Raw genomic sequence first — 10,966 nt, forward strand, 5'->3', positions numbered from 1 at the left:
AGTGTACAAAAAAATAAGATGCTACAAAACTATCTGAAACTCATCCTTCGCAAACTCGCCAAACACCGCGATTACGCCTTCCTCAACGTACTTGGCCTCGGCCTCAGCGTAGGTTGTAGCATCCTCATTTTTGCACTAATCCGGCACCATACCAATTTTGACACCTTTCACCAAAAGAAAGACCGCATCATGCGGGTGGTGATGGACATCAAAACCGAGAGTTCGTTCCCTTTTTCTGGGGCACCGAATCCCACTGCTGCTGCCTTGCGCGATGAATGTGCTTTTGTAGAAAAAGTCGCCATGCGTTCTGAAGAAGACGAAACCCTCATCAGCGTTGCCAATGACAAAGGAGGAAAAGACAAGTACAAAGAACTGAGAAAATTTGCCTGGATAGAACCTGCTTATCTGGACATGCTCGATTTCCCCTTGCTGAGTGGCAATGCCGCCGATTTGGAGGCACCCAATACCGTACTGGTGTCAGAAAAAATGGCCAACAAGTACTTTGGAAGCACCAATGTGCTGGGTGAAATCATCCGCCTGAACAACCAAACGGACTTGCGGATCGTAGGCGTCTTGCGCGATTTGCCCAAAAATACCGATTACAAACAGGAAATGCTTGCTTCCTGGGCCACTTTGAAATCCCTACCAGAAACGTCAGCAGACATGAGCTCCTGGGCTGGCGCGCGCGGGGGGACTTTTTGTTTTGTACTCCTTAAAAAAGGCCACGCTTTTAGGGAAATGAACGCGGTGATGGCCCGTTTTCGAAAAGATCACCCACATCCAGAGGTGAAAGACCTGTTTCAATACAAAGCCGTGCCGATGTTGGGGCTGCATTTCGACAAAGATTACGGTTTTGGCATGGACAAACGCTTCCTTTGGGCCTTGGGAATGATGGGCTTGTTTCTGCTGTTCACGGCCTGTTTCAATTTCATCAACATGGCCACCGCACAAGCGCTTACCCGTGGCCGCGAAGTGGGTGTACGCAAAGCACTGGGCAGCACCAGAGGACAGTTGTTTTGGCAATTCATGGCCGAAACGGGACTGATTGTCATTGGTGCTTTGCTTGTCGGGGTATTGATTGCCCGTCTGGCGCAGCCCTATTTGAATACCTGGCTCAAAGAAGACATTGCTTTTGATGCAGCGTTGTGGATACCTTTGACGGGGTTTGCCTTGGTTTTGGGCATTTTGCTCACTTTTTTAGCCGGCTTTTACCCAGCCTTGATGCAGGCCCGATTCAATCCGGTGATTTCGATGAAAGGAATGGGAGAAATGCCCGGTAAAAACAGCTTTTCCTTGCGCCGGGTACTGGTCAGTACGCAATTCGGGATTTCGCAAGTGATGATCATCGGGGCAGCGGTTATTACCGCCCAGATGCACTATGCCCAAAATGTAGATTGGGGATTTCGACCTGGAGCAATCCTGACCGTAGATGTACCCGAACCCGCCAAAATGAAGACCTTGCAAACGCAACTCGGCCAAATTTCGGGAGTGAAAAACGTATCTCTTTGTTATCAACCACCTGCATCTGGAAGCAACAACCAGACGAGAATTCTATACGACAACCGCGCCGAAGCAGAGCAATGGGTAGTCAACAACAAACCTGCTGACGCAAATTACTTGGAAACTTTTGGGCTAAAATTGGTCACAGGCCGCAATCTGCGTGCCAGCGACACGGTGAGCGAATTCGTGGTCAACGAAGCCTTTGTAAAAAAACTCAACCTTGCCTCAAGCGCCGATATTCTAAACAAAAAAGTCCAGGTCGGTCAGTCTAAAGGTTTGGTAGTTGGCGTGGTGAAAGATTTCCACAATTGGTCTTTGGTACAAGAGATTTCCCCCATTGCCTTTAGTACCTATTCCGACGATTACCAGGTGTGCGCCATTCAGTTGAGCCCTGGCAATCCAGCCCCGGTACTCGCCAATATCAAAAAAGTTTGGGAAAATCTCTATCCAGACCAATATTACACCCAAAAGTTCATGGACGAACAAATGGCGGAGTTTATGGAAACCGAAACGATGCTGCTGCGTTTGGTGCGCACTTTTGCCGGTGTAGCGATCTTCATCGGCTGCCTGGGACTGTATGGCCTGGCGGCGTTCATGGTGACCCGAAAACGCAAAGAAGTCGGGATTCGCAAAACGCTTGGTGCCAGCATCCTGGGCATTCTCTGGCTTTTTGGCAAGGAATACACCCGCCTGATCGCGATTGCCTTCATTGTGGCTGCGCCACTGGCCTGGTGGGCAATGAATACCTGGTTGCAGGATTACACTTACCGCATTTCAATTGGGGTAGGGGTCTTTGTGCTTTCCTTGCTGAGTACCTTCGGGATAGCTGTGATTACGGTTGGGTTTCAGAGCGTGAAGGCGGCCTTGGCGAATCCGGTGAAGTCGTTGCGGAGTGAGTGAGGCAGGAAACATTGGTAAGCAGATAGTTTTATTGCCAGAGTTTGGTATTACATATCTCAAACGGAGATTCGTGGAGTTTTTTGTAACTTTGAGATAAGTACCAGCGTCTTACCAATGACCAGCCAATGAAAAGACATGAAAGCAGCAATCCGCCTCCAATATGGCCCTCCCGAATCTTTAATCGTCAAAGAGGTAGCAACTCCAACCCCTAAAGACAATGAAATCTTAGTCAAAGTATCCGCCGCAACGGCCAATCGGACGGATTGTGCCAACCTGACGGGCATCCCTTGGATTATTCGACTCTTCATTGGACTGTTCAAACCCAAATTGCTGATCACTGGAACCGATTTTGCTGGTCAAATCGAAGCACTGGGCAAGGAGGTCAAGGCTTTCCAGATCGGAGACAAAGTTTGGGGGTTTGATGACCTTGGCTTGTCTTCCCATGCCCAATACCTGTGTGTCGCAGCAGATGGCAACGTGTTGAACATACCTGAAAACATCGGTTTTGCCGAAGCTGTCGCCAGCATCGAAGGTGCCCATTATGCACTCAATTTTATCAATAAAGTAAAAATTCAACCCGGACAAAAAGTACTCGTCAATGGCGCAACAGGTGCCATCGGTTCAGCCGCACTCCAGTTGGTCAAGGATCTGGGGGCTCAAGTAACAGCAGTATGCGACACCAACAACATCGCTCGGATCAAAGCTCTTGGTGCGGATAACATAATTGACCGCCACAAAGCCGATTTTACCCAATCGGGTCAAAGGTTTGATTTTGTATTGGATGCCGTAGGCAAAAGCACCTTCTTCAAGTGCAAGGCATTGCTGAATCCAGGAGGCATTTACATCTCTTCCGAACTAGGCCCTTGGTCGCAAAACATCTTCCTTGCCCTGATCACACCCTTACTTGGGGGCAAAAAAGTCGTCTTTCCTATTCCTTTCAACATCAAAGCAAGTTTGAGTTTTATGAAAAATTTGCTCGAAGAGGGAAAATTCACGCCCTTGATTGACCGGGACTATCCTTTGGAGGAAATCGGAGAAGCATTCAAATATGTGGCCAGCGGTCAGAAAACCGGGAATGTTATTGTTTCGATGGGGTAATCACTACATCATGGATTTTCGTGTGCAATTTCATTTTTTTTTCCTTATTTGCGGACAGATCGCACATTGAAAACAAATCAAGATGGGTATTTACAACCGGTTCCAGCAAACGCTGTGTTTGGCCATTTTCTTTGGTCTTTTGTTGGGCACTACTGCCTGCATCAATGGAAAAAAAGTGGGTTCATCAAAGCCCTCCACTCAAGCCCAGCTTTTGGCTTATTCCCAGGATGAAAAAGTATTGGCCAAAGGGCAGCAATTGTTTCAAGCTTATTGCACCTCTTGCCACAACTTTTTACAAAAAGGAATCGGCCCCAATTTGGGACAAGTGACCGCTGCCGTCACTCCGGTTTGGTTGAAAAAATTCATCCGCAATGCGCCGGAGTTGATCCAACAAGGAGATCCACGGGCCACCCAGCTCTTTAAGGAATACAACCAACTGATGCCTCCCTTTACCAACCTCAAGGATGCTGACATCGAGGCTATTGTATCCTACATCCATGCCCAACAAAAAGCGCCGGTGCTCGATCAGGCCGGTTTAGGAAACCCGGTACTCGATCCAGTCCCGCAAAAAATTGCCAAAGGCGGCCTCCAGCTCATCATTGAACACGTCACTACTGCTCCACTCACCGCCGACAAGGCGCCAAAGGCCCGCATCAACCAAATGAGGGTGTTGCCGGGCACCAAAGACCGCTTGTTCATCCACGATTTGCGCGGAACTTTGTATGAACTGAACGGTACAAACTGGCAAGTTGCGTTTGAAATAAACAAGGAACGTCCCCATTTTATCAATCAACCAGGCATGGGCACCGGGTTAGGCAGTTTTGCCTTTCACCCCGATTTTTACAAAAACGGCCTTTTTTACACCACCCATACCGAAGCTGCCGGAACCGATGTTGCCGATTTTGCTTACCCGGATTCTATAAAAGTGGCCATGCAATGGGTGCTTACCGAGTGGAAAATCAAAGACCCTAACACGCTTCCTTTGTCAGGAACAAGCAGAACCTTAATGCGCATCAATGTGGTCACCGGCATCCACGGCGTGCAAGAGTGTGCCTTCAATCCAGGTGCCAAAGCAGGTGACCCCGATTACGGACTGCTGTACATCGGAGTAGGGGATGGAGGGGCTAGCGAAAATGGATTCCCATTCATCTGCCAGGACAAAAGCCGCATCTGGAGCTCAGTATTGCGCATAGATCCAAGTGGCAACAACAGCAAGAATGGACATTATGGCATCCCACCCAATAACCCCTATGCCAAACTCAGCGATGCCGTGGCTTGTCGGGAAGTGTATTGCCGGGGCTTTCGTAATCCCAATCGCTTTACCTGGACTCCCGATGGGAAATTACTGATTGCCGATATCGGTCATGCCAATATCGAAGAATTGAACCTGGGCATTGCTGGCGGCGATTACGGCTGGCCTTACCGCGAAGGTACTTTTGTGATCAACCCGCGGGCTAAAATGGATCGGGTATACAATCTGCCGCAGGATGACAACACCCAGCATTACCTCTACCCAGTGCTCCAATTTGACCACGATGAAGGCAAAGCCATCGAAGGTGGTTTTGTGTATACCGGTACCGCCATCCCACAACTTCGGGGCAAATACATTTTTGGCGAAATTGCCCTTGGCAGGATCTTTTTTGCGGAGGTAGATCAATTGAAACAAGGCAAACAAGCCACCATTCAAGAGTTTGAACTCAAAATGGGCAACGAATTGGTGACCATTCTGGGCCTCAACAATGGCATCAAACCTGATTTTAGATTAGGCGTAGGACTGAATAAAGAGTTGTTCATTTATACCAAATCGGATGGGAAGGTGTATGGGATTGTGGGGTGTCAGGCAGGGCAGTGATTATCAATCAGTGTTTAAAAAAACAGTCTCACGCTTGTTTTTTAATCCAACATGGCTTTTTTTGCAAAAAAAATACAAAATAAGTCATGTTGATCGAATTTAAGGTCGCCAACTACCGATCAATTGGAGAAGAACAGACTTTGAGTTTGGTGCCTGCACCAAAACAAAAAGACCACCTCCAAAACATCATCAGCAAAGGTCGTTATCAGGCGCTCAATGCCATATCGCTTTACGGCCCCAATGGCGGCGGTAAATCCAATATTCTCAGAGCCATGAGCCTATTGGATCGCTTGGTTCATGTTTCAGCCAGAACCTCCTCTACTACTCGCTTGCCGCACGATCCTTTTTTATTGAGGGAAGGTTGGGAGGAAAAACCCACCCGTTTTGAAATTACCTTCGTAATCGAAGAAAACCGATACCGCTATGGCCTGGAATTTACAGCAACCCAAATTACCAGTGAGTGGTTGTTTCGCAAATCATTAGGGCGGGAAGTAAGTTTGTTTACGAGGGAGGGCGAGGTCATTGATGTGAGTTCAGGATTCAATGGCTCGAAGAGGATCATCGATGCTGCAATTGAAGCCACCAGAACCAACGCTCTGTTTTTATCTACTTGCGATAATTTTAATGTTGAAGAAGCCAAGAGCATCATGCAATGGTTCAGCCATTTTAGCATGATTGATGGTCTAAATACTGAATTTGAAGAAATTCAAACCGTTGAGCTTTGGCAAGACAAAGTCTATCGGGAAAAAATCAAAGACTATTTAGCCTCACTGAACTTAAACATCGTGGATGTTGATGTAAGTACCAAAGATTTTGATGAATCTGAATTGCCCGATGACCTGCCTAAAAACATTAAATCTCAATTGACAAAAAACCTGGCTGGTAAGCAGAGTTATACGGTTTTTGCGAAGCACCGTTTTTATGATGCCAATGCATTGCCAACAGGGAAAACATATAGTTGGCAATGGGAGGAAAGGGAATCTTCAGGAGCAAAAAAAGCTTTCCAGTTGAGTGGTCCGATTTTATGGGCTTTGGCCAACGGTGGCGTACTGATTATTGATGAAATTGAAGCAAAACTTCATCCGATCATGACTTTAAATACCATTGATGTATTTCTGGACAAAAAAAGCAATCCCAATAATGCTCAATTGATTTTTGCGACCCACGATACCAATCTGTTGAGTTATTCCAGTCTCAGAAGAGATCAAATCTGTTTTGCAGAAAAAAACCAATGGGAAAGTACCGAAATTTATTCCCTGTCGGATTTTGTTTATTTTGGAGAAAAAAATGGGGAATTCAAATCCGAGAAAGAACGGCCAGACACAGACAAAGAGAAACGTTATTTTGAGGGCAGATATGGAGCAATCCCTGTGTTGGGTGATTTTCAAAAATTTATCCGCAATACCCAATGGCAAGAAGAGGAAAACTAAACAAACAAAAGACCAAAGACGAGACCATGCGTCCTGTGAGGGTTAGAAGGTATGACCACTTTTTTCTCATTGTTTGTGAAGATGAAAAAACAGAACCCAGCGTGCATAAAAAATACCGATTCCTGCAAAATAAAATATGCCGTTCCCACTATCCTCTTTATTTTTACCCAAAACAAGCAAAAAACTAAAAATGATCAGGACGGACGAAAAACGCACGCCCAATGACTTGTCGAGCAAACTCGAACGATTTTGGACACTCTCTGCACAAAAAATCAAGCTGATCGATTCAGCATACGATGAATCAAAAGGCTCTCCAGTTTTCACTGTGGACGGCAAATACACCACCCGTGGCTGGACAGAATGGACGCAAGGCTTTCAATACGGCTCGGCCATTCTTCAATTCGACGCCACGGGCGAAAAACCAATCCTGGATCGGGCCAAACACCAAACGGTGACCAAAATGGCGCCCCACGTGAGTCACATTGGGGTACATGACCATGGGTTCAACAACGTCAGTACTTATGGCAACCTGTTGCGCTTGATGCGGGAAGGCAAAATCCCCCACAATGAATGGGAGCAAAACTTCTATGAATTGGCGCTGAAAATCTCTGGCGCAGTGCAGGCTGCTCGCTGGACCAGCATCAAAACGGGAGGATTTATCCATTCTTTCAACGGAGCGCATTCCTTGTTTGTGGACACCATCCGTTCCTGCCGCTCTTTAACCGTTGCGTATGAATTGGGACATGTGTTTCAGGCCGAAGGCGATGTGAAAATAAGCTTGTTGGAGCGGGCTTTGCAGCACATTCAGGCTACTGCTCAATATTCCGTGTTTTACGGAGAAGGGCGCGACTCCTATGATGTTTGGGGACGCACCGCGCACGAAAGTATTTTCAATGTCAAAGATGGCAATTTCCGTTGCCCCAATTCACAGCAAGGCTATACGGGCTTTACCACCTGGACGCGAGGTTTGGCCTGGGCCATGTGTGGTTTTCCCGAACAATTGGAATGGCTAGACACCGCTGATGAGGCAAGTTTGATTCCTTTTGGCGGCAAAGCAGCATTGGAAGGGATGATGTTAAAAGCAGCACAAGCCACCTGTGATTTTTACATCGAAAATACCCCCATTGATGGCATTCCTTATTGGGATACGGGTGCGCCAAATTTGTATAAATTAGGCGATTATTTAGAAAAACCCGCCGACCCTTACAACGATCATGAACCCGTAGACAGTTCTGCGGCAGCGATTGGGGCTCAGGGTTTATTGCGTTTGGGCAGTTACCTCACTGCCAAGGGAAATGCTGCTGCTGGCGAAAAGTACCTGCAAGCCGGGCTTACGGTAGTCAATACCCTATTGGATGAACCCTATTTGAGTACGGATGAAAAGCACCAGGGCTTGTTGTTGCACACCATTTACCACCAGCCCAATGGTTGGGATCATGTACCTGCAGGCAGCAAAATTGCCAATGGAGAATCCTGCATGTGGGGTGACTACCACATTCGGGAACTTTGCCTTTACCTGCAACGGATGGTCAACAATGAGCCTTATTACACCTTTTTCAACTGCGTTAAATGAGCCACCAACCCATCACCGATCTTTCCAGGCTTTGTATCCACACCATCACGACCAAGCCTTGGGGAATTGAAGAAGCGGCCCAAAACTTTTCCGCAGCTGGCGTGAAAGGCATCACCGTTTGGCGCGATGCACTGGCGGGCAGAGACATCAAAAAGACCGGAGATCTGTTGAGAGCGCATGATCTGTCGGTTGTATCGCTGTGCCGAGGAGGTTTCTTCCCCAGCATCGATCCCACAAAAAGGCAAGCCGCCACCGACGACAACCGCAAAGCCATCGAAGAAGCCTACGAACTGGGCACCAAGCTGATTGTTCTGGTGTGTGGGGCCGATCCAGCACAACCCCTGGCCGATTCCCGCCAACAGATTCAAGATGGCATCGAAACCCTGCTTCCCGAAGCTTCGGCAGCAGGTGTGCAACTGGCCATTGAGCCCCTGCACCCGATGTACGCGGATACCCGTTCGGCCATCAATACCCTCGCCCAAGCCAACGACATGTGCGAGGCCATCAACTCTCCCTGGGTAGGTGTAGCAGTAGATGTGTACCACCTGTGGTGGGACCCCAGTCTGAAACAGGAAATCAAGCGCTGTGGCGAAAACAAGCACCTGCTCGCTTTCCACATCTGCGACTGGAAATCCCCAACAGTAGATATGCTCAACGACCGTGGGCTAATGGGTGAAGGCTGTATTCCGCTCCCAAAAATCCGCTCCTGGGTAGAAGCAACCGGATTCAATGGCTTTATTGAAGTGGAAATTTTTTCAACAGAATACTGGAAACAGGATCAATCGCAATTTTTGCAAAGAATCATCACTGGATACAAAAACAACTCATAGCGGTCAGCTATCAGCAGTCAGCTTTCAGCTTTCAGCAAATTTGAGCTGATGGCTGACGGCTGACTGCTGAAAGCTGATCGCTGAAAGCTTAAAAATATGCACCAACACACCATCGGCATCATCATGAACGGCGTTACCGGACGCATGGGTACCAACCAACACTTGCTGCGCTCTATTGCCGAAATCATCAAACAAGGCGGGGTAAAACTGAGCAACGGTGACACCATTATGCCAGATCCCATCCTAATTGGTCGGGATGAAAGCAAGTTAAAAAGACTTTGCGCACTAACCGGCATTACCAATATGAGCACCAATTTGGACGATGCCTTGAACAGTCCGCACTACAGCATCTACTTCGATGCTCAAACCACTGGCCGACGCGCCGATGCGGTCAAAGCTGCAATCAACGCCGGGAAACACATCTATTGTGAAAAACCGGTGGCGGTCAGCACCGAATCGGCTTTGGAATTGTACGACTTGGCCACCAAAGCTGGACTGAAAAATGGCGTGGTACAAGACAAACTCTGGCTCTCGGGTATCGTCAAACTCAAGCGCCTGATTCAACAAGGTTTCTTTGGCGAAATCCTTTCCGTTCGGGGCGAGTTTGGTTACTGGGTGTTTGAAGGCGACAACATCGCGGCACAGCGCCCTTCGTGGAACTACCGCAAAGAGGACGACGGGGGCATTATTGTCGACATGCTGTGCCATTGGCGGTATGTGCTGGATGAAGTTTTTGGCAAAGTGAAAGCGGTTTCTTGTCTGGGCGCTACCCATATTTCTAAGCGGGTTGACGAAAATGGAAACCCCTACGACTGTACCGCAGATGATGCTGCTTATGCCACATTTGAATTGGAAAACGGGGTCATTGCCCATTTCAATTCTTCCTGGGCAGTGCGCGTTCGGCGCGATGATTTGTTGACACTCCAGGTGGATGGCACCAAAGGCTCGGCAGTAGCTGGTCTGCGCGAATGTTACATCCAGCATTATGGCAATACGCCCAAACCCGTTTGGAATCCCGATATTGCTCAACCCATCGATTTCTTCGGCGGCTGGTCCAAAGTACCAGAGCAGGAAGTACACGACAACGCCTTCAAAGTGCAATGGGAGTTGTTTTTGAAACACGTGGTCAACGATGAGCCTTTCCCCTGGAATTTGAAGGCTGGCGCAAGGGGCGTACAGTTGGCAGAGAAGGGCTTGGAAAGTTGGGCAAAAAGATGTTGGGTAGACATACCTGAGCTTTGAGCGGTCAGCTTTGAGCCATCAGCCATCAGCTTTTAGCAAATTTGAGGCATTGGCTGATAGCTGATGGCTGACTGCTCAAAGCTGATGGCTGACGGCTGACGGCTGACGGCTGACGGCTGATAGCTCAAAGCTGATAGCTGACCGCTCAAAGCTGATTACTGTAAGCAAAAATCATCTTCCGTACCTGTACAATTTCTTCATGGAGTTCTATAAAACTGGATTCTGAGATATATTGAAGGTCCTTTGAAAGAATCAATTGATATTGTAGTTCTGAGGAAGAGCCTGTCGCTATTGCAAGAAATTGTTTGAGTTGTGGATTGGTGTTTCTACCGCATCCTTCTGCAATGTTGGTAGGTATGGAAGAGGAGGAACGCCTCATCTGTGAGGTTAATCCAAAAAGTTCATCTTTGGGGTAGTGTTTAGTAATTTGGTAAATTCGCAAAGTAAGGGCATGGCTTCTTTTCCAAACTTCCAGTTTTGTAAAGTCTCGCATGTATTTTATAAGTTTAAAGCTTTCAGCCATCAGCTTTCAGCTATCAGC

General features: G+C 47.7%; 8 protein-coding genes. 7 read left to right on the forward strand and 1 reads right to left on the reverse strand.

What is annotated here, in order from left to right; genetic code table 11:
- Window positions 1-18 precede the first annotated feature (18 nt).
- The 7 genes from ABW391_RS21640 (at window position 19) to ABW391_RS21670 (ending at window position 10,425) form a co-directional block, all read left to right on the forward strand.
- Window positions 19-2,400, forward strand: coding sequence for an ABC transporter permease (locus ABW391_RS21640; protein WP_353484004.1), 2,382 nt, complete (start codon window positions 19-21; stop codon window positions 2,398-2,400).
- A 135-nt stretch (window positions 2,401-2,535) separates the two neighbouring features.
- Window positions 2,536-3,498 carry an NAD(P)-dependent alcohol dehydrogenase gene (locus ABW391_RS21645; RefSeq protein ID WP_353484005.1) on the forward strand — a complete coding sequence of 321 codons (963 nt, stop codon included), beginning with the start codon at window positions 2,536-2,538 and terminating at the stop codon, window positions 3,496-3,498.
- An 82-nt stretch (window positions 3,499-3,580) separates the two neighbouring features.
- The gene (locus tag ABW391_RS21650; protein ID WP_353484006.1) at window positions 3,581-5,350 is read left to right on the forward strand and encodes a PQQ-dependent sugar dehydrogenase; all 1,770 of its coding nucleotides are present in this window, start codon (window positions 3,581-3,583) and stop codon (window positions 5,348-5,350) included.
- 86 nt (window positions 5,351-5,436) lie between these two features.
- Window positions 5,437-6,780, forward strand: a complete 1,344-nt coding sequence (locus ABW391_RS21655; RefSeq protein ID WP_353484007.1) for an AAA family ATPase — start codon at window positions 5,437-5,439, stop codon at window positions 6,778-6,780.
- Between the two features lie 190 nt (window positions 6,781-6,970).
- A complete protein-coding gene (locus ABW391_RS21660) occupies window positions 6,971-8,353 on the forward strand; it encodes a glycosyl hydrolase (protein ID WP_353484008.1) in 1,383 nt (460 codons plus the stop codon).
- Window positions 8,350-9,183 carry a sugar phosphate isomerase/epimerase family protein gene (locus ABW391_RS21665; RefSeq protein ID WP_353484009.1) on the forward strand — a complete coding sequence of 278 codons (834 nt, stop codon included), beginning with the start codon at window positions 8,350-8,352 and terminating at the stop codon, window positions 9,181-9,183. Before ABW391_RS21660 ends, ABW391_RS21665 begins: the two co-directional genes overlap by 4 nt.
- Before the next feature lie 96 nt (window positions 9,184-9,279).
- Window positions 9,280-10,425 carry a Gfo/Idh/MocA family protein gene (locus ABW391_RS21670; RefSeq protein ID WP_353484010.1) on the forward strand — a complete coding sequence of 382 codons (1,146 nt, stop codon included), beginning with the start codon at window positions 9,280-9,282 and terminating at the stop codon, window positions 10,423-10,425.
- 145 nt (window positions 10,426-10,570) lie between these two features.
- On the opposite strand, the gene ABW391_RS21675 is transcribed toward ABW391_RS21670, so the two are convergent.
- Window positions 10,571-10,918, reverse strand: coding sequence for a four helix bundle protein (locus ABW391_RS21675; RefSeq protein ID WP_353484011.1), 348 nt, complete (start codon window positions 10,916-10,918; stop codon window positions 10,571-10,573).
- Window positions 10,919-10,966: the final 48 nt, after the last annotated feature.

The organism is Haliscomenobacter sp., from assembly GCF_040403615.1.
Classification (GTDB): Bacteria; Bacteroidota; Bacteroidia; order Chitinophagales; family Saprospiraceae; genus Haliscomenobacter.

What these genes read in the sequence shown, in the direction of transcription:
- ABW391_RS21670 (WP_353484010.1), top strand. Translation starts at nt 9,280, where the DNA reads ATGCACCAACACACCATCGGCATCATCATGAACGGCGTTACCGGACGC.
- ABW391_RS21655 (WP_353484007.1), top strand. Translation starts at nt 5,437, where the DNA reads ATGTTGATCGAATTTAAGGTCGCCAACTACCGATCAATTGGAGAAGAA.
- ABW391_RS21640 (WP_353484004.1), top strand. Translation starts at nt 19, where the DNA reads ATGCTACAAAACTATCTGAAACTCATCCTTCGCAAACTCGCCAAACAC.
- ABW391_RS21675 (WP_353484011.1), bottom strand. Translation starts at nt 10,918, where the DNA reads ATGCGAGACTTTACAAAACTGGAAGTTTGGAAAAGAAGCCATGCCCTT.
- ABW391_RS21650 (WP_353484006.1), top strand. Translation starts at nt 3,581, where the DNA reads ATGGGTATTTACAACCGGTTCCAGCAAACGCTGTGTTTGGCCATTTTC.
- ABW391_RS21660 (WP_353484008.1), top strand. Translation starts at nt 6,971, where the DNA reads ATGATCAGGACGGACGAAAAACGCACGCCCAATGACTTGTCGAGCAAA.
- ABW391_RS21645 (WP_353484005.1), top strand. Translation starts at nt 2,536, where the DNA reads ATGAAAGCAGCAATCCGCCTCCAATATGGCCCTCCCGAATCTTTAATC.
- ABW391_RS21665 (WP_353484009.1), top strand. Translation starts at nt 8,350, where the DNA reads ATGAGCCACCAACCCATCACCGATCTTTCCAGGCTTTGTATCCACACC.